Here is a 25,142-nt window from a genome sequence, read left to right as displayed (position 1 = left end):
TCGGGTGCCACCACTGCACCGGCCGGAGCCACGCTTCGCCAACCCCGTGATCCCCGGCTTCCACCCCGACCCCAGCGTCTGCCGCGTCGGCGACGACTACTACCTGGCCTGCTCCAGCTTCGAGTACTTCCCCGGCGTACCCCTCTTCCACAGCCGCGACCTGGTGCACTGGACGCAGATCGGCAACGCCCTGGACCGGCCCGAGCAGTTGCGCCTGCCGGCCGACATGCCGTCCTCCGGCGGTATCTACGCCCCTACTCTGCGTCACCACGACGGCCGCTTCTGGCTGATCGTCACCAACTGCAGCGAGGGCGGCGGCAACCTGATCGTCACGGCCACCGACCCCGCCGGACCGTGGTCGGACCCCATCCGGGCGCCGGGCGTCCCCGGCATCGATCCCGACCTGGTGTGGGAGGAGGACGGCACCTGCTGGTGCACGGTCGCCGGGGTCTCGCAGGTCCGTCTCGACCCGTCCACCGGGCAGACGTACGGAACACCACACCGGCTCTGGTCCGGCGGGCCCGGCGCCAAGGCCCCGGAGGCGCCGCACCTGTACCGGATCGGCGACTACTGGTACCTCCTCATCGCCGAGGGCGGCACCGAGCGCGGCCACGGTGTCTCGATCGCCCGCGGCCCTACGCCTGCCGGCCCGTTCGAGCCGTGCCCGGCCAACCCGATCCTCAGCCACCGCGGCACCGACCACCCCGTCCAGAACACCGGCCACGCCGATCTGATCCAAGGCCCCGACAGCTCCTGGTGGATGGTGCTGCTCGGCGTCCGGCCCGGCGGCGGCACCCCGGGCTGGCACGTGCTCGGCCGGGAGACCTTCCTCGCCCCCGTGACCTGGGTGGACGGATGGCCGGTCGTCGGCGAGGTCGCCCTGGACCTGACCGAGCTCCCGTGGCCGCTCTCCCCCGGCCCCGACGAGCAGCAGCGAGACGACTTCGATCTCGCCGAACTGCGACCGTCCTGGATCTCCGTGCGCGACCGGCCGGCCGCACACTGCACCACCAAGGAGCGCCCCGGCTGGCTGACCCTCCGCGCGCGGGGAGGCTCCCTGGACGAGCCCGACGTGGTGTTCACCGGGCGGCGCCAGCAGCACCTCGCGTGCCGGGCGCGCACTCTGGTCGATGCCGCGGAGGGGGACGGCGGCCTCGCCGTCCGGCTCGACGAGCGGCACCACTACGCGATCGAGGTGTCCGGCACGGAGGTACGGGCCGTCGCGCGCGTCGGCTCCCTGCGCACGGTCGTGGCCGCGCGGTCCGTGCCCGCCGGGCCGGTGGTCCTCGCCGTCACGATCACGGCACCACCGGCTCCGCCCGGACCGTGCACGGGACCCGACGTCGTCTCTCTCGGCGTCGAGCAGCCCGACGGCACGTTCACAGAGCTCGCGGCCCTCGACGGCCGCTACCTGTCGACCGAGGTCGCCGGCGGCTTCACGGGCCGGGTCATCGGCATGTACGCCGCGGAAGGCACCGTCCACTTCGACTGGTTCGACTACGAGCCCCTCGACGGCTGAACGGAGGCCCCTCCCCCTGCCGACGGGGGCTGAGGGCAGTCCGCCCGTCGAAGCGCTTCAATTCAGGTATGGACAACACGCCAGGCTGGGGCTAGGGTCGGCGTACATTTCACGCAGGAATGATTTCGATCAGACGATCGAAGCGCTTCATGAGGCTGGGAGAGCTGGATGGTAACCCTCGCCGAGGTCGCCCGGCACGCCGGAGTGTCGGCGAGCACGGTGAGCTATGTCCTCAGCGGCAAGCGGCCCATCTCCGCGGCCACCCGGCTGCAGGTCGAGCAGAGCATCCGCGAGCTGGGATACCACCCGAACGCGGGCGCGCGGGCCCTGGCCAGCAGCAGGTCGAACATCATCGCGCTGATGGTTCCCCTGCGCACCGACATGTACGTGCCGGTGATGATGGAGATCGCCATCGCGGTCGCCACGACGGCCCGGACCCACGGGTACGACGTGCTGCTGCTGACCGGCGAGGAGGGGCCCGAAGCCGTCCGCCGCATCACCGGCAGTGGGCTCGCCGACGCGATGATCCTCATGGATGTCGAACTCGAGGACGAGCGGTTGCCGTTGCTGCGCAGCACCGACCAGCCGTCCGTGCTGATCGGACTGCCCGCCGACACCTCAGGACTGACCTGCGTCGACCTCGACTTCACGGCGACCGGCGCGTTGTGCGTCGAGCATCTGGCGACGCTCGGCCATCGCGACATCGCCGTCATCGGCGAGGCCCCCGCTGTCTACGAACGCCACACCGGCTTCGCCGAGCGGACTCTCGTCGGAATCCGGTCCCGGGCGCGGGAGTTGGGCATCAGGGTGTTGCACCGGCCGTGCGGTGGCGGCTACGACGCGATGGCCGCCATCCTCACCCGCATCCTCGATGAGCGCCCGGGCACCTCCGGGTTCGTCGTGCAGAACGAGCAGGCGGTCGAGCCGCTGCTCGCCCTGCTGCGCCGGCTGGGCCGCGCCGTCCCCGAGGACGTGTCGGTGGTCGCGATCTGCCCGGAACAGGTGGCCGTCCAGGCGTCGGTGCGGCTGACGTCGGTCTCCATCCCCGCGCAGGAGATGGGCAGGCAGGCGGTGGAGCGTCTGGTCGCCAAGATCGACGGTCGCGGCACCGACGAAGTCCTGCTGATCACGCCCGAGTTGACGGTGCGGGCGAGTAGCGGATCGGCGCCCTGACGCGTGGACCGGCGGCCGGGTCCGACCCCGCCACCGGTTCCCCCGAGCTCTACGCGGCGCTCCGATGTCGAGTCCGCGTTCGCGTATTGCAACACACTGCGGGCCAAGGTCGACCACGCCTGAGGAGGACGCGGGACCGACCTCGGCCCTGGTGTCGGATCAGCCGCCGTTGATGGTCAGGTTGTTGGTACGGAAGTCGAGTCCGCCGGACGACGAGGTGATCTCATAGCCGAACTGGACATCGCCGACGGTCTCGTTGCCGGGCATCCATCCCTTGGTGTGGGCGATCCAGTGGAGGATCGGCTTGACGTCCACGGTGCCGGAGTAGGAGTCGGACGTCCGCAGGAACGAGAACACCTGGTTCGACCCGTTGGTGCCCTTGTAGACGTTCCAGTTGTGGCCGCCGAGGGTGACGTTTCCCTGATAGCCACCGATCGGTCCTACTGCTCCGTTGTCGTTGACCCAGAGCATGATCTCGTACTGGTGGTCGGTGTCCCAGATGTCGTACGACGTGTTGTACGCACCGGACGACGGGACGCTGACGTTGTAGCTGCTGGTGAGCCGGCCGAGCGAGTCGATCGTCTTGTTGATCCTCTTGGTTGCGTTGGGGTAGGACTTGATGCCGCCGGTGTTGGGGTGGTCGGCCCAGACGCCCCAGCCGGTCCCGGAGTTGGCCCAGACACACTGGCTGCCGGCGCCGGAGCCCCAGATGTTGTTGTAGAGCGTGTAGCCGTCCAGGCTGGTGCTGCCCCATCGGTCGCAGGAGTTCCAGACCGCTGCCGAAGCGGGGGCGGAGGCCAGGCCGACGGTGGCACCGAGAGCCATCGCCGGCGCCAGCACCGCCATGGTGATCTTGCGCATCGTGCCTTTGACCATGGTGTCCCTTCCACGGGTGGGGAAATTGTGGGGGTGCTACCACGCCCCCTGGCTGAGGACGTGGTTCTCTCTCCGGCGACGAGACCGATCGGCTGCGCGTCACCGGAAGAAGTCCTGACTTCGATGTCAGTTGCGCCCACTGGTGCGGACGGCTCCGTGGACGGGCCCGTCGCCTGCGGTCATGGCCGGAGCACCGCCACGCCGTAGCGGCCGAGGGTGACCCCGTCGGTGACGGACGTCCCCGTGAGGAGATCGTGGTGGGTGCCGGGCACCTCGACGGTGACCGGCTCGCGGCCGTGGTTGAGCACGAACAGCGCCTCGCCCCGGCGGACGGCCTCGACCTGCCCGGGGAGGCCCTCGAGCACCGGCCGGACGCCCGCGGCGGAGGCGATCCGGGCCAGCAGGTCGCGCAGCGCCTCCGGCTCGGGGAGCGTGGAGACGTACCAGGCCCGGCCCTTGCGCAGGACGGCGGGCAGTCCGTCGAGTTCACCGCCCTTGTACGGCACGCTCTCGTCGGCGGAACCGTCGGCCTCCAGCTCCTCCGACCACAGGGACGCCCTGAAGCCCTCGCAGGCGACGGTCTCCCCCACGTCCAGCGGCCACCACTCGTGCAGGGTGCGGATGCCGAACAGCTCGCGCAGCCGGGGATCCATGCCACCGGGGCGCACCCGGTCGTCCTCGTCGGCGACGCCGGTGTGGAAGCCGCAGACGAGGGTGCCGCCGCGGCGGACATGGGCGAGGAGGTTGTCGATCGCCGCGTCGGTAAGGGCGTACAGCTGCGGCACGATCACCACGGAGTACGCCGTCAGGTCGTGCTCGGGGTGGGCGAAGTCGGTGGTGAGGTGCGCCTGCCAGAGAGCTCGGTGCCAGGCGCGCAGGACGTCCGGGTACTCCACCTGGCCGGACAGGCGGCCGTCCTGGGCGCCGGCCCACCAGGCGTGCCAGTCGTGCAGGATCGCGATGTCCGCGGTGATGTTCCGGCCGGTCGTCTCGACGGCGATCCGCTCCAGCTCCGCACCGAGCCGCTTGACCTCCCGGTACGTCCGGCCCTCCTCCCCGGCATGGCTGAGCATGCCGGAGTGGAACTTCTCCGCGCCCTGCCGGGACTGCCGCCACTGGAAGTAGCAGACGGCGTCGGCACCCCGGGCCACGGCCTGCCGGGACCAGAGCCGGTTGAGACCGCGGGGCTTGGGGTGGTTCACGCCCCGCCAGTTGACGGGCCCGGCGGCCTGCTCCATGAGCATCCACGGCCCGCGCGCCTGGGAGCGGGTCATGTCCTGGACGAGGGCGCCGCTCTGGGCGCCCAGCGGGTCGCGCGGATCCGGGTAGATGTCGACGGAGACCACGTCCTCCTCCTCGGCCCAGCGCCAGGCGTCCTGGCCCATCCACAGGGGCATGAAGTTGCTGGTGACCGGGATGTCCGGGGTGTGGCGGCGGACGATGTCCCGCTCGGCGACGTAGCACTCCAGGAGCATGTCGGAGGTGAAGCGCCGGAAGTCCAGCACCTGGGTGGGGTTGCGCATGTAGTGAGGCAGGCGGGGCGGCAGGATGCCGTCCCAGGTGTCGTAACCCTGGCTCCAGAAGGCGGTGCCCCAGGCCTCGTTGAGGGCGCCGAGCGTGCCGTACCTCTCGCGCAGCCAGCGACGGAAGGCGGCCGCGGCCTCGTCGCCGTAGTCGAAGGTGCAGTACTCGTTGTTGACGTGCCACATCGTCAGCGCCGGGTGGCCGGCGTAACGGGCGGCGAGGTCCTCGGTGATGGCGGCGGCGTAGCGCCGATAGGTGGCGCTGGAGTGAGAGAAGTGCTGCCGGCCGCCCCACCACTCGGTGCGGCCGTCCTCGGTGACGGGCAGGGTGTCCGGGTGCAGTCGGCCCATCCAGGGCGGAGGCGAGGCGGTCGGGGTGGCGAGGACGACGCCGATGCCGTTGTCGTGCATCAGGTCCATCAGCGTGTCCAGCCAGCCGAACTCCCTCGCCCCCGGCTCCGGTTCCAGCGTCGACCAGGAGAAGACACCGAGGGTGACCGAGTTGACCCCGGCCGCTTTCATCAGCCGGACGTCCTCGTGCCAGGTCTCCTCGGGCCACTGCTCCGGGTTGTAGTCGCCGCCGAAGAGGAGGCGGCCGCGGGTCGCGTCGCTCAGATCGGGCATCAGACGGGCTCCCCGTACTGCACGCCGCGCCCGTTGGTGCCGAGGTAGACCCGGCCGTACACGCGCGGATCGCCCGTGATGACCCGGCCGGTCCAGCCCCACTGGTGCTGGTCGTCGTTGATCCGCACCCAGCTCTTCGCCTCGTCGTCGGAGCGGTGGACGGCGTTGAAGCCCTCGGTCGCGCCGACCAGGTAGATCGCCGGATAGGTGGCGCCCGGGGCGGACTTGCCGAAGCCCAGGGTGTGCGAGGACTGGCAGCTGCCGACCTTGGTGAAGGTGGCGCCGCCGTCGGTGGAGCGGTACAGCCCGGCCTCCTTGGCGCTGAGCCACAGATCACCGGAGCGTCCCGGTGCCGCGGTCAGCTGGAACTGCGCGTCGCCCGTGGGCAGGCCGGTGGCCGTGACGGTGAAGGTCAGGCCGCTGTCGGTGCTGGCGTGAACCGTGCCGGCGGTCGTGTCGTAGGCATAGAAGAGCGTCGGGTCCACGGGGTCCGCGACCATGACGGCACCCTTCGGGACGGAGGTGGCCTCGGACCAGGTGGCGCCGTTGTCCGTCGAGCGGTACGCCAGGTTGACGGTGCCGTTCGAGGACCCGAGGGACCACAGCAGCACACTGCCGTCGGCGTTGGTGACGATCGGGCCGGGCGCGTCCTTGGCGGCGGCCGGCTGTGACGCGAAGGGCGACCAGGTCTGTCCGCCGTCGTTCGACCAGGCGCCGTTGGCGCTCCCGCTCCAGCCGGTGCGCACGACGTACGAGGGTCGGGCCGCGGCCTGGGCCAGTCCCGTCGTCGAACCGAACACGGGGTTCGACGCCATGCCGCGTGAAGGGGATGCCGTGAGCGACTCGTGGTACATCACGCCGATGTCGCCGTTGCCGCTGATCAGATGCGCCTCTCCGACCGGCGGCGAGATCAGGTGGAGGATGGCGGTCTCCTCCAGGCCGCGGATCTGCGGCGCCCAGTTCCTGAGGTCGCGCGTGCCGTACAGGGTCGCGCCGGTGCCGTAGACGACGTGCCTGGAGTCGAACGGGTCGAGGCCGAGGGCCTGGATCCACCAGCCGAATTTGGGCTTGTCGCCACCCCACTTGAGATAGGGGGTCTCGGAGACGTCGAGGACGGCCTCGTCCTTCAGGGACGTCCAGGTGCGGCCGCCGTCGGTGGAACGGAAGACGGTGTCGACTTCGGCCCAGCGGTTGTTGGTGGACACGACGAGCGTCCCCGGCCGAAGGGCGTCTACGGCGATGCCGCCGTAGCCGAAGGCGTCGGTCCCGCCGTCGCTCGTCGCCCCGCCGGGCTTCACGGGGGTGACCTCGGTCCACTTCCCCTTCGTCGTCAGCAGCTTGTGCACGCTGCCGTCGGACTGGCCGTTGGGGCCGGGGGCGTTGGCATACGTCACGTACAGCTCGCGGGTGAGGCGGTCGTACGCGGCGCGGATCGGCACCATCGCGGCGGTGCCGGTCGGCTGCCCTGGGACGGGCTCCCAGGTCCTTCCGTCGGATGTGCGGTACAGGTTGGGGCGGTCGGCGGTGCCGTCGGAGTCGCCCCAGCCGGCGTAGACGGTACGGCCCGCGGCGACCAGGAGGGTGATGCCCTGACCGGTGGCGCGCGGGGTGGCCGGGAATTCCGCGGGCTGCCAAGTGGCGCCGCGGTCCGTCGACTTGAGCAGCCCGTCGTGCCGGGTGCCGAGCCACAAGGTGTCGCAGTTCCGCGGGTCGACCAGAAGCCGTTCACCGCATCCGCGCCCGTCCTCGTTGGCTCCGAGCTTCACGGTGAGGTCCGTGCGCTTCCAGGTGGCACCCCGGTCCTCGGACCGCAGCACGGCCCCGTTGCCGGCCCAGGGCTGCGTGTACGTGCCGAGGGCCAGGTACAGCCGGTCCCGGTGGGCCGGGTCGACGGCCATGGCCTCGACGCCGAGGAGGTTCCAGTCGTCCCAGCCGAGGTGGTCGGTCAGCGGGATCCAGCGGTCGGCGCGGTCGTCCCAGCGGTAGGCGCCCCCGATGTCGGTCCTGGCGTAGGCGAGCCCTGGTACCGACGGGTGGAACAGCACCCCGCTGATGAACCCGGTGCCGCCCATGGCGGCGGTGCGCCACCGGTAGCCGTTCTCGGCGACGGACGAGCGGGCGGCGGCCTGCGCCTGCCCCGAAACCGCGGGCAGGGCGACGACCGCGGCGGCGGCAGCGGAACCGGCAAGAACGGAGCGCCTGCTGAGGTGCAACCTGCTCATGACATACCTCTGTCCTGACGAAAGGGGGAGAGCGAGCTGGGATCAGGCAGCGCGGGGCCGTGTCGATGTGCGACTCCGTCGCGTGGGCGCGACCAGAGCGTCAGCCCTTGACGGCTCCCGTGAGCATGCCCTTCTTGAAGTGCCGCTGGACGAACGGGGAGGCCACCGCGACCGGGATCAGCGCGAGGACCATAACGGCCATCTGCAGCCCCAGAGGGGAGAGTTGGCCGGTGCGGACCGCCTGCTGGAGGCCGGTCGGAGCCTCGGTGTTCTTCTGGACCAGCTGGATGAGCACGTTCTGCAGCGGCATCATCTGCTGGTCGCTGAGGTAGATGGACGCGTTGAACCAGGCGCTCCAGTACCCGACCGCGTAGAACAGCGAGATGACGGCCAGCACCGCGCGCGACAGCGGCATGATGATGGTCAGCAGTATGCGCATCTCACTGGCTCCGTCGATGCGGGCGGACTCGGTGAGTTCGGGTGAGATCCCCATGAAGAAGGCGCGCAGCACGAGGATGTTGAAGACGCTGACGGCACTCGGGAGGATCAGCGACAGGTAGGTGTCGGTGAGTCCCAGCGACTGCACCAGAAGGTACGTCGGAATGAGGCCGGCCCCGAAGAACATGGTAGCCATGATGGCCATCAGGAAGAACCGATGGCCCAGACTTCCCGGCCGCGACAGGCCGTAGGCCGCGAGCACCGACACCGTCACCGAGAACAGCGTGCCGAAGAGCGTGACACCGAGCGACACCATGATCGCCCGGCTGACCTGGCCACCGCTGAGCAGTTCCGTGTAGTTGACGAAGGTGATGCCCTGGGGGATCACGACGAGGCCGCCGGCCTGGTCGATCACGGGCTTCGGGGAGAGGCTGGTGACGATCACGATCCACAGCGGACCGAGCACCCCCAGACAGCACAGCACGAGGAAGCCGCCCTTGGCGGTGAGTCCCGCCTTGCTCGGCGGCTCCTCCCAAACAGGGCGGGCGGGAGCCTTGAGGCTGCGGATGAGCTGCGTGTTGAGGCTCACTTCTTGTACACCCCCTGCTCGCCCAGCAGGTGCGCAAACTTGTTCGCGCCCAGGACGAGACAGACTCCGATGAGTCCCTTGGCCAGGCCGACCGCGGCCGCGTAGCTGAAGTCGCCGTTCTGAATACCCATGTTCCACACGTATGTGTCGAGGACCTCGCTGGCCCCCGCGCCGACCGCGTGCCGCTGGAGCAGGAACTGCTCGAATCCGACGCTCAGCGCGTCACCCACCCTGAGGACGAGGAGCAGGGCGATCACCGGGCGCAGCGCGGGCAGCGTGACGTGCCACATGCGTCGCCAACGCCCCGCGCCGTCCATGGCGGCGGCCTCGTACAGATCGGTGCTGACGGCGGACAGCGCCGCGAGGAAGACGATGATCCCCCAGCCTGCGTCCTTCCACACGGCCTGCGCGGTGACCAGATACTTGAAGAGGTCCGCATCGGTCATCAGGTCGAAGCCGCTCCACCCGTGCTTCTCCAGGGTCTGCGCGATGATGCCCGCGCCGCCGAGGATCTGCTGGAACACGGTGACGACGAGGACCCACGAGAAGAAGTGCGGAAGATACATGATCGCCTGTGCCACGGCCCGCACCCGGGGCCGGATCACGCTGTTGATGACCAGCGCGAGGGCGATGGGGACGGGGAAGAACAGCACCAGTTGGAGCACGAACAGGACGATGGTGTTCTTCGTGGCGCTCCAGAACAGCGGGTCGTCGAGCATCCGTGAGAACTGCTCCAGGCCCACCCACGGGCTGTGGAAGATCGCCGTGATGCCGTTGCTGGAGACGTACGGGTCGTAGTCCTGGAAGGCGACGACGTTGCCGAGCAGCGGGACGTAGTTGAAAAGCAGGAGCAGGGCGATGACGGGCAACGTCATCAGGATGAGCGCGCGGTCTCGGCGCCACCGGACCCGGAAGGGGACCTTGCCCGCCTTGCCGGCCCTGCGCGGCACGCTCTCCTTCACGGTGGCTGCGGCGACCGCGGCCCTCGGCTCCTCGACGGCCGCGGGGGGACGCGTCCCGTCGGACCTGCTCCCGGCCGTTACGGACATCAGTTGCCGCTGCCGTTCTTGTCGAGGAGCTCCTTGTACCAGTCGCGCAGCTTGTCGCCGCCGGAGGACTTCCAGGTGGAGATGGCCTGCTGGATGTCGGAGAGCTTCTTGTTGCCGCGCACGAAGTCGATCTCCAGCTGCTCGAACTGGCTGGAGAGGGTGGCGTATCGGGTCGGCTCGACGATGTTCATGCCGTAGGTGGACGTCTTCTTGACGAAGGCGCCCTGCCGCTGCTGCCACTCGACCTGCAGGCGGGTGATGTCGGGGAGGTCGGGGTGGGCGGTGAAGGGAGCCGGGGACGCCAGCAGCACCCAGGCGTTGTTCACCTCCTGGATGCCCCGGTCGTTCTTGACCGGGGCGCCGTTCTCGACCGTGTAGTGGGTGCCCTCGACGCCGTAGTCGACGAACATCCGCTCCTTGGTGCCGTAAGGTGCCGCCGCGAAGTTGGCGGCGGCCAGCGCGTTCTCGACGGTCTCCTTCGAGGCGCCCTTGCGGATCATCGACCAGATGCTGGCAGGCTGGCCGGAGTACAGCGTCGGGCTGCCGCCGTCGGCGCCGAAGTAGTCCATGCCGGAGATCTCGAAGTCCGGGTTGGACCGGGCCTGTTCGGCGGTCTTGCCGTACCAGGCGGACATGTCGTCGTTGTAGACCAGGATCTGTCCGGAGGTGAACCGCTGGCTCGCCTCGCCCGTGTTCGCCTTGTCGTCGGGATGGACGACGCCCGCGGCGAACAGCTTGCGGACCCACTCCAGATGTTCGAGGTACTCGGGGTGCTCGATGCGGTACGTCAGCTTGCCGTCGTCCCCGATGTTCCAGCCGAGCGACCCGGCGGGGAGGACACCGAAGAAGCCTGCCGCCGACCACCTCATGTCACCACAGGCCCACACCTTGGCCTTGGCGCTGGTGGCCTCCTTGGCCCAGCTGAGGAACTCGTCGGCCGACTTGGGAACGGTGTAGCCCTTCTTGTCGAAGACGTCCTTGCGGTAGAAGGGGACGATGCCGGGCACGGCGGCAGCGGGCATCGGGATACCGCGCAGCGCGCCGCCGAAGATGCTCATGCGCCAGGAGTCGGTCGGGATCGCGGCCAGGTTGGGGTACTTCTTGACCTTGTCGCCCGCCAGGTGGGGGCCGAGGTCCATGAACTTCGCCGTGACCGCGCTCGAGATCTTGCCGACCAGTTCCCAGCCCGGCACGACCACCATGTCGGGTATGGAGCTGGAGGCGAGAACGGCACCGAGCTTCTCACCGTAGGTGATGCCGTCCTGGTTCTGCCAGGTGATCTTGGTGCCCGCCGCGGCGTCGAGAGCCGTGTAGTACGCGCACCCGGGCTTCGGCGGGGTGCCCCAGAGCGGGGCCATGATCTCCAGGGGAGCGCCGGTGGCGAGCCTTGTCGGGACCGAGGTGGCGAGGGCCGCGAGATCGACCTTGCTGGTGTAGCCCGCTGACGAGCCGTTCTTCGACGGAATGTCCGGCTTGGCGACCGTGCTGGCGACATAGGTTGGGAGCAGCTTGTCCGCGGCCTTGCCCGACGTGGCGCCCTCTCGCGAACCGCCGCCCTCCGAATCGCTGCAGGCGGTGAGGAGCGGGATTCCCCCGGCCACCGCTGCAGTGGCGACCGCCGTGGAGGCGAGGAAGCTTCTCCGGCTCAGTCCGGAGGAGGCGGCATTCGGCGTCATTGCGTCAACCCTTCGTGGCGCACCTGGACACCCGGCGGTGGGAAGCCGTCGGCTGCGGTGTCGTGACGGGAACTGGCTGAGCTGAAAGCGGAGATCCGACCACTGCGAGGCAATGCGTAGTCGAAGCGCTTCAATGTTGCAGTGAGGTTAAGTGAACACCCATGGGCGCACAAGAGTTGCTTCCAAGATTCCTCCGAGGGCCGGGAGGCGCCTCCCCGCCATTCCTTGCACACCTGCTTGATGTGATGGCACCGCTCTCTTGACACTCGCCCTGGGGGCTGATGAGCATCGAAGCGCTTCAAAGCACTCGCCGCTCCGCCTCAAGGGGATCCCACGTGTCCGCACACACGCCGCACACACCACTGCCTTTCCGCGATCAGCAGCTGCCTTTCGCGAAGCGCGTCGACGACCTCCTGTCGCGGCTCACCCTCGACGAGAAGATCGGATTCCTGCACCAGTTCACGCCAGCCGTGGAGCGGCTCGGCCTCGCCGCGTTCCGCACCGGCCAGGAGGCCCTGCACGGCGTGGCCTGGATGGGTCCGGCCACCGTCTTCCCGCAGGCGGTGGGCCTGGGCGCGACCTGGAACACGGATCTCGTACGACGGGTCGGCGAGGCAGTGTCCAAGGAGGCCCGCGCGATGCGCGCCCGCGACGACCGCGTGGGCCTGAACGTCTGGTCCCCGACCGTGAACCTGCTGCGCCACCCTCTGTGGGGCCGCAACGAGGAGGGCTACTCGGAGGACCCGAGGCTCACCTCGGCCATCGCCACCGCCTACACCCGCGGCCTGCGCGGCGAGCACCCGACGTACTGGCGCACCGCGCCCGTTCTCAAGCACTGGCTGGCCCACAACAACGAGACGGGCCGCGACGTCACGTCCTCCTCGGTCCGCCCGCGCGTCCTGCACGAATACGACCTGCGCGCCTTCCGCGAGACGGTCGAGGCGGGCGCCGTGGCCGGTGTGATGCCGGCGTACAACCTGGTCAACGGCCGCCCCAACCATGTCTCGCCCTATCTGCGCGAGCATCTGCGCACCTGGACCGGCGAGGATCTCCTCGTCTGCTCGGACGCGGGCGCGCCCTCCAACCTGGTCGACTCCGAGCACTACTTCGACACCCACGAGGAGGCGACGGCCGCCGCGCTGCTGGCCGGCGTCGACAGTTTCACCGACCACGGCACCGACGGCTCGAAGATCACCGCACGGGTCCGCGGCGCCCTGGAACAGGGCCTGCTGACCGAGTCGGACGTCGACGCGGCGGTCCGCCGCCAGCTCTCCGTCCGTTTCCGCCTCGGCGAGTTCGACCCGGAGCACGACCCGCACGCGCTCACCACGGCCTTCGACACCCCGGACCACCGGGCCCTCGCGCAGGAGGCGGCCGAGCAGGCGGTCGTCCTGCTCAAGAACAGCGGTGACCTGCTGCCGCTCGCGCCCGGCACCCGGCTCGCGGTGGTCGGCCTGCTCGCCGACGAGTGCAAGCTCGACTGGTACAGCGGCACGCTCCTGCACCGCAGCACGCCGCTGGCGGGCCTGTCCGAGCGGTTCGGACCGGAGCGCGTGCACTTCGCGGAGGGCGTGGACCGGATCCTCCTGAAGACCTCGGCCGGAGCCTTCCTGCACGTCCCCGAGACGGACGCCGACGACGAGGTACGCGGCGCGGAGGGCGCCCTCGACCCGGCCCTGCTCGCGGGCCGGACGGATCTGCCCCCGCTCACCACCGCGGCGACCGGCACCGAACTCTCCCTCGTCGACTGGGGCGAGGGCGTGCTGACGCTGCGCGCCCCCGACGGCCGCTATCTCTCCGTCGCCGAGGACGGCCGTGTCCGAGCCTCCGCCGACCAGCCCGGAGGCTGGATCGTCCAGGAGACGTTCCGACTCGAACCGCACGAGAACGGCCACCTCGTTCGGCACATCGGTACGGGTCACCCCCTCTCTGTCGCCGCCGACGGCCTGAAGGTTGCCGCCGGGAAGGGGGAGGTCTTCGAGGTCGTCGTCGTCGAGAGCGGCGAGGACGCGGTGAGCTGGGCCGCCTCGCAGGCGGACGTGGTGGTCGTGGTCGCGGGCAACGATCCGCACATCAACGGCCGCGAGACCGAGGACCGGACGACCCTTGCCCTCCCCGCCCACCAGGAGCGCCTCCTGCGCGCGGCCCGCGCGGCCAACCCGAACACGGTGCTCGCGCTGGTCTCGGCGTACCCGTACGCGGTCGACCACGCGGACGTGCCGGCGCTGCTGTGGACGGCCCACGGCGGCCAGGCGGCCGGCAGCGCCCTGGCCCGGATCCTGGCCGGCGACGTCTCCCCCGCCGGCCGCCTCCCGCAGACCTGGTACGCCGACGACTCGGACCTGCCCGGTCTCCTCGACTACGACGTGATCGGCGGCCGCCAGACGTACCTCTACTTCGAGGGCACGCCGCTCTTCCCGTTCGGCCACGGCCTGTCGTACGCGTCCTTCTCCTACGAGGACCTCACGTCGAGGACGGGACACTGCACGTGTCCTTCACGGTCGCCAACACCGGTGACGTCGTCGCGGACGAGGTCGCCCAGCTCTACACCCGGGCCGTGGAGCCGTCGGTGCCACGGCCGCGCAGGGAACTGGCCGCGCACCGACGGGTGACGCTCGCGCCCGGCGAGGTCGAGGAGATCGCCTTCCGGGTGCCGATGCCGGCCTTCGCGTTCTGGGACGTCGCGCAGGGACGTCCGCGGGTGGCACCGGGCCGCTACGAGATCCTCGTCGGCGCGTCCAGCGAGGACATCCGCCTGGCCCGGACCGTCTACCTCGACGGCGAGCCGTCCATCCCCCGACCGGTCATGGTGGGCGGCCTGGAGGCGGTGGACTTCGACGACCAGAGCGACACGGAGATCGTGGACCGCGCGAAGACCTCGGGCGACTCCGTCACCCCTGTGACCGGTCTGAGGGGCGAGCTGGTGTTCCGTGACTGCGACTTCGGAGAGGGGGCCGTCGGGATCACGGTGGAGGCCGCGGGTGAGGGCACGGTCGAGCTCTCGCTGGGTGACGGACCGGTGCTGGCGGTGCTCACGCTCTCCCCGGTCGCGGCGGCCGGACCCTACGACTACGCCACGGTGAGCGCCCCCGTCGTCGTGGCCGCCGGTGTCCACGACGTCCGCCTCGGACTGCGCGGCCCGGTGCGACTCGCGCGCGTCGCCTTCGCCGCCTGAGCTCTGCGTCCGCCCCCTGTGCACGGGGATCGCCACAGAGGAGTCCGGCACCGGGGGCTTCGGTGCCGGGCGCGGCTTCCTCGGGTCCGCGTTCGACCGGGTCGGTCGCGAACCGACGGGACCGCGACCGATGCCGGGCTCGTCACCGACCTGGCGGCCTGTCTCAAGTGCAGCGTGTGCCGGTAGTCGATCGCGGGGCCGGCGCACGACCAACGCCTACGGGGCCCGGTGCCACTACCCGGGGAAGGCGGGCCGGTTGTCGGAGACCTCTCAACAGATCATCGAAGCGCTTCGCCTTCAGTAAAAGGGCTGCCGCAATGGAACCTTCTTTCTTACCGAGCATTGACATCATGTCTCAGATGGTGACAGCGTCGAAGCGCTTCGCCACCGATGTCTCTCCGCTCGTGAGGTGTCCCTCCCGTGGGTTCCGCTTCCCAGCCCGCCGTCCCTCAGCGGCCGTTCCGCGATCCGCACGCGGGTCAGGACGAGGGCGGAACTACGGGCCGGCCCGTCGTTCCGGCCGTGCCCACGGAGCCGGCTCAGCCGAGGACGACACCCTCGCCGCCGGCGCGCGTGCCGTCGCGGCCGGGGTGGACGCTTACCCGAACGCCCAAGGACAGCTACCACTGGTACCGGGGCCTGATCACCGCGCACCGCGCGCGGACGGAGGAAACCAGCCGATGAAGTTCACCGACGGCTACTGGCTGATGCGTCCCGGAGTGACCGCGCGCTACGCCACCGAGGTCGCGGACGTCCGGGCCGACGAGCACCGGGTAACCCTCTACGCTCCGGTGAAGCACGTGCGCGGCCGCGGCGGCATGCTCAACAGCGCGCTGCTGACGGTCGAGTGCTGGTCGCCGGCCGAGGGCGTGATCGGCGTACGTGCCACCCACCACGCCGGCGCGGTGCGCCGGGGGCCGGAGTTCGCGCTGCCCGGTGCTCAACCGGACGTGGGCAAGGTGTACCGGGACGGCACGGTCGTCGAACTCGGTTCGGGTGAACTGACGCTGCGGGTGGACACCTCCCAGCCGTGGCGCCTGGAGTTCTCCGCCGGCGGCCGGGAGCTGACCTCCGTGGGCGGGCGCGGCATCGGCTTCGTCACCGACGCCGCCGGCCGGCACCACATGCTGGGCCAACTCGCCCTGGGCGTCGGCGAGCTGGTGTACGGACTCGGTGAGCGTTTCACCCCGTTCGTCAAGAACGGCCAGGTGGTGGACATCTGGCAGGCGGACGGCGGCACGAGCAGCGAGCAGGCGTACAAGAACGTCCCCTTCCACCTGACCAATCGCGGCTACGGGGTCTTCGTCAACCATCCCGGCAGGGTGAGTTACGAGGTCGGCTCAGAGGCGGTCGGCCAGGTCCAGTTCAGCGTCGAGGACCAGTCGCTGGAGTTCTTCGTCGTCCACGGCCCGACCCCGAAGCAGGTCCTGGAGCGTTACACGGCCCTCTCCGGCCGCCCCGCGCTGCCGCCGGCCTGGGCGCTCGGCCTGTGGCTGACCACCTCCTTCACCACCGACTACGACGAGGCCACCGTCAACCGCTTCGTGGGCGGCATGACCGAACGCGGCATCCCGCTCAGCGTGTTCCACTTCGACTGCTTCTGGATGCGCGGCTACCAGTGGTGCGACTTCGACTGGGACTCCGACACCTTCCCCGACCCGGCCGGCATGCTCACCCGCCTCAAGGAGCAGGGGCTGCGGATCTCCGCCTGGATCAACCCGTACATCGCGCAGAAGTCGGCGCTGTTCGAAGAGGGCATGCGCGAGGGCCACCTGGTGCGACGCCCTGACGGCAGCGTCTGGCAGTGGGACCTGTGGCAGCCCGGCATGGCCCTGGTGGACTTCACCAACCCCGCCGCCCGCGCCTGGTACACCGGCAAGCTCCGCGCCCTCCTCGACATGGGCGTGGACTGTTTCAAGACCGACTTCGGCGAGCGCATCCCCACCGACGTCGTCTGGCACGACGGATCCGACCCCGAGCGGATGCACAACTACTACACCCACCTCTACAACGAAGCCGTCTTCGAGCTGCTGCGCGAGGTGCGCGGCGAGGGCGAGGCGCTGCTGTTCGCCCGCTCCGCCACCGCCGGCGGCCAGCAGTACCCGGTGCACTGGGGCGGTGACTGCGAGTCCCACTTCAACGCCATGGCCGAGTCGCTGCGCGGCGGGCTCTCCCTCGGCCTGTCCGGCTTCGGCTTCTGGAGCCACGACATCGGCGGCTTCGAAGGCACCCCGACCCCCACCGTCTTCAAGCGCTGGGTGCAGTTCGGGCTGCTCTCCTCGCACAGCCGCCTGCACGGCAGCAAGTCCTACCGCGTGCCGTGGGACTACGGCGAGGAGGCCGTGGACGTCACCCGCGAGTTCACCCTGCTCAAGCACCGCCTCGCCCCGTACCTCCAGCGCGCCGCGCAGCAGGCGCACGCCAGCGGCGTCCCCGTGATGCGCGCGATGGTGCTCGAGTTCCCCGATGACCCGGCCGCGGCCACGATCGACCGGCAGTACCTGCTCGGCGACGACCTGCTCGTCGCCCCCGTCTTCACCGACGACGGCACGGTCGACTACTACGTGCCCGAGGGGACGTGGACCAACGTCCTGACCGGCGCCCAGGTCAGCGGCCCCCGATGGGTGCGCGAGCAGCACGGCTTCCACACCCTGCCGCTGCTCGCCCGCCCCGACTCCGTCATCCCGCTCGCCGCGGACGACCAGCGCCCGGTCTCGGCCTGGGCGGACGGCGTCGAACTGCGGGTGCACGCCTTCGCTGACGGCGCCGAGCGCACCGTCGTGATCCCCGACACCGACGGTCCCGGTGAGACTGCCCGTTTCCACCTGCGTCGCCGTGGCGGCCGCCTGCACGTGACCACCGACAGCCCGCACCCGTGGCAGCTGCGGATCGGCGGCCCGAACGCAACGTTGCACACCCGGCCGGCCGGCACCTCGGAGGCCGACCTGCCGTACCCGGCCTGAACCCGACAGCCAGGGTGGGGTCCCCTCGGGCCCCACCCCGGGAAGGCACGCACCTGCACGGGTGGGGGACGTAGAGGGGCCCCGCCGCCTGACTGGCCAAGGGCCGGTTGACGACCGCGATCGGCGCGTCGCCCACGACGGGCCTGATGCAGGGGGGCCGGCGCACCTCGACTGGACCGGCCGTCGTCGTGGCCTGATCCCCTAGACCGGAAACAGACTGTTACGACTCGCGGACACACCGTAGAAACGGGCTGACGTTTTCCACTGATCGTTTTCCGATCCAAGGAGCCCGGCATGACCCGTTTCCGCACCACCACCATGGCTCTCGCCGCCGCCGCGATGGTCGCCCTTGCCGCCGCGCCCGCCCAGGCGGCCCCCGGTGACGTGACGACCACCTGCGCGAGCACCGCTACGCCGTACGGCTACGTCGACGTCAGCTGGGGTTACAGCGCCAGCTGCGGCACCCAGAACTTCAACCCGAACATCAAGCAGATCAAGCAGCTCACCGGCCTGCCCATAGGCACCGTCGTCCAGGCCTGCGGGTCCACCTACTATCCGGCCGGCTGGATCCAGACCAGCTCCTACTACTCCAGTTCCTGCGTCGCGTGGCCCAACTCCGGTTTCAACAACAACGCCTGGACCCTCAAGCGCGTCTCCTGATCGCACCTTCCGAAAGCGGCCCGCCTCGCGCCACCACCCCGCTGGCAGTTCGCCCCGCACCTGGCGAACGGGTACCCGGATGTACGGATGGACCCGGCGCCCCCTGTGGATCCGCGACGGCAACGTGTACACGTCGACCGGCATCACCAGCGCGCTGGACCTGACCCTGGCCTTCATCGAGGAGGACCACGGCCCGGAGCCGGCCCGCCAGGTGGCCCGGCACCCCGTCGTCCACAGGCAACGCCCGGGTGAACAGCGCCAGATGAACGTGTTCACCCCGGCACCGCCACCCCGCGAGGACACCGTCCGTATCCTCCGTTCTGCTCGTCGGCGAACGCCAGGAACAGGGGCGCACCGCCGCGGCGGTGCGCCCCTGGGAGGTCGTCAGCCGGTCGGCAGGCCCAGCCCGTAGTAGGTGACGTGGTAGCCGTCCACGTACCCCGCCTCGCCGCCGATGACCAGGTCACTGGGATCGCTCGCGCCCGCCGCCCTGGCCGTGGCAACGAGCATCTCGGCGAGCGCACGGCCCTTCGGCTCGCCAGGGCCGCCCGCATCCACACGCCACACCGGGTCGCCGTCGCCGAAGGCCGACGCCGTCTGCGGGAATTCGGCGACCGTGCCCCAGCCGAGTGCGGCCGGATCGACGGCGTCCGGGGCGAAGCAGGCGATCGAGAGCCGGTCACCGCACACCACGTCGAAGAGAAGCGGCGCGCTTCGACCGTCGCGTCCGTAGAGCGGCATCCCGATCCGGATACCCAGGGCGGTGGTCTCGGCAGGCAGCGCTTCCAGGAAGTCTCCCAGCGACCGGATGACGGTCTCCCAGCTGCGGGCGGTCCAACCGCCCGGGAATCCGAGGCCGACGTTGGCCTGGTCGCGGTTGCTCCCGAAGAAGCCGCTGATCGCGTGCTCCTCGCCGTGGCCTTGACGCCAGAACCAGTTCTCCGCGGGGTCGGTGGGCTGCAGGACCAGCTCCGGACCCGACTTCCCGGCCCGCAGTTCGAGCGTATCCGGCCTGCCGCGCCAGCGCAGGAAGGGAGCACCCCAGAGCGGCTCGCTGTCGTAGACCGGGCCCATGTCACCGTGCGAACCCATGACGGACGGCGTGCCCAAGGCGGCGGTCACCTCCTCCTTCGCGGCGCGGAAGGCCGCCGCCTGCGCCGCGGCGTCCGGCGCGGGAACAGCCACCGGGACCGCGAGCTCCACGTACGACTCGCCGTCGACGTAACGCTTCTCGTCATCGCCGACCGGGCGCAAGCGAGCATCGCCCGCGGACCGACCGGTGATCAGCACAGGAGCGTCCGACGTGCCGCCCCAGGCCCACCCCAGTTCGGCCGCCACAGTCCGCACGCCCTCCGGCGTCCAGCCGCCCGTGTCTGCCGCGACGAGCCGCCGGGCGAGCTCCCCGATGGAGTCCTCTGCCATGTTTACCCGTTGTACGTTCACCGGACCATCCTGCCGCATCCCAGGCCGCGTCCCCGCAGGTCGCGCACCGGTAGTCGGCGGTTCTCCTCCGCAGGCGACGCACACCTCCCACAGATGGATCGGCAACAGAAACCGCCTTCGGGTTCAGACCGCATGGGCCTGCCGTCGGCGGAGGTCAGATGCGGATGAGTGCTCACTCGTACCGCGGTCGAGACGCCTCTCGCGGTGGGAAGCGCACGGGAGTTCCATGCTGCGGGCCGTCAGCCGGTGCCGATCGCCACGCCGGCGTACGCCACCGCCGTCAGGGCCAGGACGGCGGCGGGCAGGGCCCGCGCGGGCGGGTCGCCGTGGCGCAGGTGGACCACTGCGGCCGCCGTCATCAGCAGCGCCAGCCCTATGCCGGCGGCCACCCCGATGGGGGCGGAAGCCAGTCCGAGTACCAGCCCGACGGCTCCGGCCACTTCCAGGGCGCCGACGACGCGGTAGAGGCTCGGCGACATGCCGAGGTGCGCTGCCGCCTGGCGCATGAACGGCACCGCGGCGATCTTCGCCGCTCCCAGCGGCAGGAAGACCAGGGTCAGGACGACGGCGAGGGTGATCTGCGCGGCTGTCATGTCCACCGACCCCGGCGTTCGGCACCCAGGCGGGCGAAGTAATCGATGAGGTCGGGGGCGTCCACGGCTGCCGGGTTGACGACCTGCTCGACCGGGGCGCCCTGAAGGAGGCGCTTGACGGGCACTTCGAGTTTCTTGCCGGTGCGGGTGTGAGGGATGCCGGGGGCTTCCAGGATCTCGTCGGGGACGTGGCGGGGTGAGGCACCCGTCCGGATCGCCTCCTTGATCTTCTCGCGGAGCGGGTCGTCCAGGGTCGCGTCGGCGGCGAGGACCACGAACAGGGGCATCCAGTAGCCGCCGTCGGGTTCCTCCGCGCCGATGACGAGGGCTTCGGTGATCTCGGGGAGGCATTCGACGACGTCGTGGATGTCGGCGCTGCCCAGGCGTACGCCGTTCCGGTTCAGGGTGCTGTCGGAGCGGCCGTGGACGATCACCGAGCCGTGGGAGGTGAGGGTGATCCAGTCGCCGTGCCGCCAGACGCCGGGGTGGGAGGAGAAGTAGGCGTCGCGGTAGCGGGCGCCGTCGGGGTCGTTCCAGAAGTACAGCGGCATGGACGGCATCGGGCGGGTGACGACCAGTTCGCCGACCCGGTCCACGATCGGGAGGCCCTCGGCGTCGTACGCGGCCAGGGCCACGCCCAGGTGGGGTGCTGAGAGCTCTCCGGCCCAGACCGGTGTGTTGGGGGCGCTGCCGGCGAAGCCGGAGACGACGTCCGTGCCGCCGCTGATGGAAGCGAGCAGGACGTGGTCGCCGACGTGGTGGCGGACCCAGGGGTAGGCGGAGGCCGGCAGGGCGGAGCCGGTGCAGCCGACCACGCGGATCGACGACAGGTCGTGTGCCGAGGGGTCGATGCCGTACTTGGCCATGCCCAGCAGGTACTGGGGGCTGGTGCCGAAGACGGTCACCCGGTGGCGCGCGGCCAGCTCCCACAGGACGTCGAGCTTGGCGAAGGGCGCCGGGCTGCCGTCGTAGGTGCATGTGGTGGCGCCGGTGAGCAGCGTGGAGGCGACCAGGTTCCACATCATCCAGTGGGTGGTGGTGTACCACAGGAGGCGGTCGCCGCGGCCGAGGTCGGAGTGCAGGCCGAGGGTCTTGAGATGTTCGAGCAGGACGCCGCCGTGGCCGTGGACGATGCCCTTGGGCAGGCCGGTGGTGCCCGAGGAGAACACGACCCACAGCGGGTGGTCGAACGGCACCGGTGTGCAGGTGAGTTCCTCGGTGCGGGTGGAGGCTTCCTCCCACGGCACCACCGGCGACGGGTACGCCTGTGGCGGCCACGGCAGGCCCATGTGGTCCACCAGCAGGGTGGCCTTCAATGTCGGGAGCGCGCCGGCGAGTTCGAGGGTGGCGTCTCGGCGGTCGTGGGTGGTGCCGTTGAAGAGGTAGCCGTCGGCGGAGATCAGGACGGTGGGTTCGAGCTGGGCGAAGCGGTCGGCGGCGGCCTTGGGGGCGTAGTCCTGCCCGCAGACCGACCAGACGGCGCCGAGGCTCGCGGCGGCGAGGAAGGCGACGATCGCGTGCGGGGTGTTGGGCAGGTAGCCGACGACCCGATCCCCCTTGCCGACGCCCAGGTCGCGCAGGGTGGCGGCGACGGAGGCGACCTGGGCGCACAGCCGGCCGCCGGTCACCTCGTGGCTGGAGCCGGTCTCGTCGAGGGCGATGATCGCCACGGTGTCGTCGGTGAGGGTGCGCAGGGCGTGGTGGGTGTAGTTGAGGGTGGCCCCGGGGAACCAGCGGGCGCCCGGCATCCGCTCCTCCGCGAGCACCTGCTCGTACGGGGAGTACGCGTCGATGTGGAAGTAGTCCCACACCGCGCCCCAGAAGCCTTCCAGGTCGGTGACCGACCAGTGGTGCAGGGCGGCGTAGTCGGTGCCGTCGAGCCCGGCGTGGCGGGCGAAGTCCATGATGCGGCTGTCCGCGACGGCCTGCGGATCGGGCGTCGTGAAGGGTTGCGGGTACGGCCTGGTCATCGTGTGGCGCTCCTCAGCAGGCTTTTCTCGACGGTCCGTGGGGAAGGGTCGGGGCTGCGCGTGGTGTGCAGGAGAGACGCCCAGGCGGCGGTGTCCGTGAAGTCGTGCCTCCCGGCCGGGACGACGTCCATGACGACGCGGTCCGGACGCAGCAGGACGGCGTCCGCCCGGCCGGCGCGCAGCCAGGCGGCGAGCGTGCCGTCGTCACGGAGGTCGGTCACGGGGATCGCCGGGACGCCGAGCCCGTGGGCGAGGGCGCGCAGCGAGGGCCAGGGTCCGGCGGCGGTCAGGACGGTGAAGCCGTCGCCGAGCAGGTCGTCGAGGCGGCTGCGCCGGCCGTCGAGTGCCACCCATGGCTGCGGGCAGTGGGTGCCCACGAGGCTCCTGCGCATCCGGCGGCGGACGAGGGGCCCGGCGGTCAGGGGCGGGCTGAGGTCGCGGCCCGCCGCCGCGGTGAGGCCGGGTACGCGACAGGCCGCGGCCAGGATCCTGCGGCGTAGTGTGGCGGCGCCGTCCTGGCCGCCGGTCATGGCCCAGCCCATGGCGACCGCGAGCCGGATCACATGCCGTGCGTGCGGCTTGCGCTCGCTCTCGTACGTGTCAAGGAGACGCTCGTCGCCGCCCTGGCCGAGGACGCGGGCCAGCTTCCAGGTGAGGTTGTAGGCATCACGCAGGCCCGAGCACAGCCCCTGCCCGATGAACGGCGGGGTGAGGTGGGCGGCGTCGCCGAGGAGGAAGACGCGTCCGCTGCGCCACCGGTCGGCCACCCGCGCGCGGAAGGTGTACTGCGTCTCCCGTACGACGTCGAAGTCCCCGTCGTACGAGGGCGACAGCCACGGAGCGATCAGCTCGCGGACCGGTTGCTGCCCTTCTTGCAGCCGGAACTCCCAGCGGTAGCGGTCCTCACCGACGCGCATGAACGTCGCCGGCCGGTGGGGGTCGCAGACCTGGTCGACGCCTTCCCAGCAGCGGACGTCGGCCTTCGTGCGGACGTCGATGACGGTCCAGCGTTCCTCGAAGCGCAGGTCTTCCCATGCGGCGCCGATGGCGTCGCGGGTGAGGCTGCCCGCGCCGTCGCAGCCGAGGACCGCCTCGGCCCGGAGGTGGTGCTCGCCTTCCTCGTCGCGGTAGGTCACGCGCACGGGGCCGGTGGTGTCCGGGACGATGCCGGTGACCTCGACACCGCCCCGCAGCTCGCACTCCGGGCGCTGGGCGAGGGCGTCGCGCAGCAGTCGTTCCAGCTCGGGCTGGTCGAACATGCTGGTCTGCGGGTAGCCGTGACGGCCGTGCTCGGTGCGCCGGAACTCGGCCATGACCCGGTGGCGGGCGTCCAGCAGCCGGAGTCCGTTCGCGGGGCGGGCGATCGCGGCGAACTCCTCGCCCACGCCCGCGGCCTGGAGGATGCGGCGCACCTCGTCGTCGGTGGCGACGGCGCGCGGGAGCGGATAGACGTCCTGGTGGCGTTCCAGGACGACGGTGCGGATACCGCGCCGGGCGAGGAGGAGGGCGGCGGTCACGCCCACCGGGCCGGCGCCGATGATCACGACGGGTGCGGGGTCTGTCTGTGCCGGCCCGGGTGCGGGGTCCCGGGGTCCGGTGTGGTCGGCGGTCATGTGCGGCTCACCTCGGGTCCTTCCCCCAAGCTCTTCGATGAGGGGGTAGCCCCAGCGTCCGTGACGCGCGTGCGCTGCTCGCCGAGGTCGATCCGCCCGTCCGCGGTCGAGATCGTCGCCGTGATCACGTCACCCGTGTGCAGGTAGTGCGGGTTACGGGCCTGGCTCTTGAAGAACGCCTTCCACTTCACGGCGGGCGGCAGCAGCGCGCCGATCTTCTCGACCGCCTTGGGCGGGGCCTTGAGGGCCGTGCCGCCGGGGGTTCCGGTGAGCAGCAGGTCGCCGCGGTCGAGGGTCTGGAAGCGGGCCAGCAGGGTCAGCGCCTGTGCCGGGCGGACGATCATGTCGGCGAGGGTGCGGTCCTGGCGCAGTTCGCCGTTGACCGACAGCCGCAGCCGCAGATCGAGGAGATGGGCGAAGTCCTCGGGCTCCAGCAGCGCCAGGTAGGGCCCGGTCGGTGTGAAGGTCGGGTACGACTTGCTCTCGTAGAACTGCGTCTTGGTCAGCTGCACCTCACGGGCGCTGACGTCGTTCGTGATCACCAGCCCGGCGACGTACGACGGCAGGTCGCGCTCCTCGACCACGGTGCCGACGGGCAGGGGTGCGCCCATGACGAGCCCGAGTTCGATCTCGTAGTCGAGGAACTTCACGTGCGACGGCCGGACGATCGCCTCGCCCGGGCCACTCACCGACCCGGACGCCTTGCGGAAGAAGGCGGGCGGGATGTCGCCGGTGAAGCCCGAGTCGCGGGCGTGGCTGCGGTAGTTGACCATCTGTGCGACCACGCGGCAGGGGGTGGTCACCGGCGAGAGGGCGACCAGGTCGGCGACGGGCGTGCCCGCCTCCCCGGAGCGGGCGGCCTCGCGCACGGCCGCCCGGTCGGCGATCAGCTCGGCGGTGGTGGCGGCCTTGGTGTCGACGGGGACGGCCCGGTCGAATGGGGTCTCCCCTGCTCGAGCGGAGTCGAGAGCTGGAGGAAGGAGGACCCACCATCCGTCGGCGGTGCGCAGGACGTTGGTGCTCATGTCAGTACCTT

General features: G+C 70.6%; 15 protein-coding genes and 1 pseudogene. 5 read left to right on the top strand and 11 right to left on the bottom strand.

Translation table 11 applies throughout. The features are described 5' to 3' along the window. The first annotated feature begins 4 nt into the window (after positions 1 to 4). Complete coding sequence (locus tag ACFVGS_RS19725) at positions 5 to 1,519, top strand: glycoside hydrolase family 43 protein (RefSeq protein ID WP_384406906.1); 1,515 nt, start codon at positions 5 to 7, stop codon at positions 1,517 to 1,519. A gap of 168 nt (positions 1,520 to 1,687) precedes the next feature. Beyond that, the gene (locus tag ACFVGS_RS19720; protein ID WP_385693183.1) at positions 1,688 to 2,692 is read left to right on the top strand and encodes a LacI family DNA-binding transcriptional regulator; all 1,005 of its coding nucleotides are present in this window, start codon (positions 1,688 to 1,690) and stop codon (positions 2,690 to 2,692) included. A 159-nt stretch (positions 2,693 to 2,851) separates the two neighbouring features. Here the strand turns inward: ACFVGS_RS19720 and ACFVGS_RS19715 are convergent, their stop codons facing one another. From ACFVGS_RS19715 to ACFVGS_RS19690, 6 genes are all read right to left on the bottom strand, one after another. Then, positions 2,852 to 3,568: a hypothetical protein gene (locus ACFVGS_RS19715; protein WP_384406910.1), complete on the bottom strand. Its 717-nt coding sequence runs from the start codon at positions 3,566 to 3,568 to the stop codon at positions 2,852 to 2,854. 179 nt (positions 3,569 to 3,747) lie between these two features. Next, complete coding sequence (locus ACFVGS_RS19710; protein ID WP_385693182.1) at positions 3,748 to 5,715, bottom strand: beta-galactosidase; 1,968 nt, start codon at positions 5,713 to 5,715, stop codon at positions 3,748 to 3,750. After that, complete coding sequence (locus ACFVGS_RS19705) at positions 5,715 to 7,937, bottom strand: WD40/YVTN/BNR-like repeat-containing protein (protein WP_384406914.1); 2,223 nt, start codon at positions 7,935 to 7,937, stop codon at positions 5,715 to 5,717. Before ACFVGS_RS19705 ends, ACFVGS_RS19710 begins: the two co-directional genes overlap by 1 nt. 100 nt (positions 7,938 to 8,037) lie before the next feature. Next, positions 8,038 to 8,964 carry a carbohydrate ABC transporter permease gene (locus ACFVGS_RS19700; protein WP_384406916.1) on the bottom strand — a complete coding sequence of 309 codons (927 nt, stop codon included), beginning with the start codon at positions 8,962 to 8,964 and terminating at the stop codon, positions 8,038 to 8,040. Then, complete coding sequence (locus ACFVGS_RS19695; protein WP_384406918.1) at positions 8,961 to 10,013, bottom strand: ABC transporter permease; 1,053 nt, start codon at positions 10,011 to 10,013, stop codon at positions 8,961 to 8,963. Before ACFVGS_RS19695 ends, ACFVGS_RS19700 begins: the two co-directional genes overlap by 4 nt. Then, positions 10,013 to 11,689, bottom strand: a complete 1,677-nt coding sequence (locus tag ACFVGS_RS19690; protein ID WP_385693181.1) for an extracellular solute-binding protein — start codon at positions 11,687 to 11,689, stop codon at positions 10,013 to 10,015. The genes ACFVGS_RS19695 and ACFVGS_RS19690 overlap by 1 nt, the downstream gene beginning before the upstream one ends. Positions 11,690 to 12,024: 335 nt before the next feature. On the opposite strand from ACFVGS_RS19690, the pseudogene ACFVGS_RS19685 reads away from it, so the two are divergent. The 3 genes and pseudogenes from ACFVGS_RS19685 to ACFVGS_RS19675 all read left to right on the top strand — a co-directional run bounded on the left by ACFVGS_RS19685 (position 12,025) and on the right by ACFVGS_RS19675 (position 18,487). After that, a pseudogene (locus ACFVGS_RS19685) lies at positions 12,025 to 14,864 on the top strand (glycoside hydrolase family 3 C-terminal domain-containing protein). Between the two features lie 680 nt (positions 14,865 to 15,544). Continuing rightward, positions 15,545 to 17,827, top strand: coding sequence for an alpha-xylosidase (gene yicI / locus ACFVGS_RS19680; protein WP_385693180.1), 2,283 nt, complete (start codon positions 15,545 to 15,547; stop codon positions 17,825 to 17,827). A 294-nt stretch (positions 17,828 to 18,121) separates the two neighbouring features. After that, positions 18,122 to 18,487, top strand: a complete 366-nt coding sequence (locus tag ACFVGS_RS19675; RefSeq protein ID WP_384406926.1) for a hypothetical protein — start codon at positions 18,122 to 18,124, stop codon at positions 18,485 to 18,487. A 384-nt stretch (positions 18,488 to 18,871) separates the two neighbouring features. Here ACFVGS_RS19675 and ACFVGS_RS19670 read toward each other — a convergent pair whose 3' ends face one another. The 5 genes from ACFVGS_RS19670 to ACFVGS_RS19650 all read right to left on the bottom strand — a co-directional run bounded on the left by ACFVGS_RS19670 (position 18,872) and on the right by ACFVGS_RS19650 (position 25,131). After that, on the bottom strand, positions 18,872 to 19,909 hold the full coding sequence (locus ACFVGS_RS19670; RefSeq protein WP_385693179.1) for a hypothetical protein: 1,038 nt from the start codon (positions 19,907 to 19,909) through the stop codon (positions 18,872 to 18,874). A gap of 260 nt (positions 19,910 to 20,169) precedes the next feature. Further along, a complete protein-coding gene (locus ACFVGS_RS19665; protein WP_384406930.1) occupies positions 20,170 to 20,523 on the bottom strand; it encodes a DoxX family protein in 354 nt (117 codons plus the stop codon). Continuing rightward, positions 20,520 to 22,493, bottom strand: a complete 1,974-nt coding sequence (locus ACFVGS_RS19660) for an acetoacetate--CoA ligase (RefSeq protein ID WP_385693178.1) — start codon at positions 22,491 to 22,493, stop codon at positions 20,520 to 20,522. Before ACFVGS_RS19660 ends, ACFVGS_RS19665 begins: the two co-directional genes overlap by 4 nt. Further along, positions 22,490 to 24,106 (bottom strand): bifunctional 3-(3-hydroxy-phenyl)propionate/3-hydroxycinnamic acid hydroxylase, encoded by a 1,617-nt coding sequence (locus ACFVGS_RS19655; protein WP_385693177.1) that lies wholly within the window; start codon positions 24,104 to 24,106, stop codon positions 22,490 to 22,492. Before ACFVGS_RS19655 ends, ACFVGS_RS19660 begins: the two co-directional genes overlap by 4 nt. Continuing rightward, positions 24,103 to 25,131, bottom strand: a complete 1,029-nt coding sequence (locus tag ACFVGS_RS19650) for a fumarylacetoacetate hydrolase family protein (RefSeq protein WP_385693176.1) — start codon at positions 25,129 to 25,131, stop codon at positions 24,103 to 24,105. The genes ACFVGS_RS19655 and ACFVGS_RS19650 overlap by 4 nt, the downstream gene beginning before the upstream one ends. Positions 25,132 to 25,142: the final 11 nt, after the last annotated feature.

Origin of the sequence: Streptomyces sp. NPDC127114 (assembly GCF_042677525.1) — a bacterium.
Lineage (GTDB): Bacteria > Actinomycetota > Actinomycetes > Streptomycetales > Streptomycetaceae > Streptomyces.
Note: the sequence above shows the minus strand (reverse complement) of the source record. Positions and strands in the feature narration are given on the sequence as shown.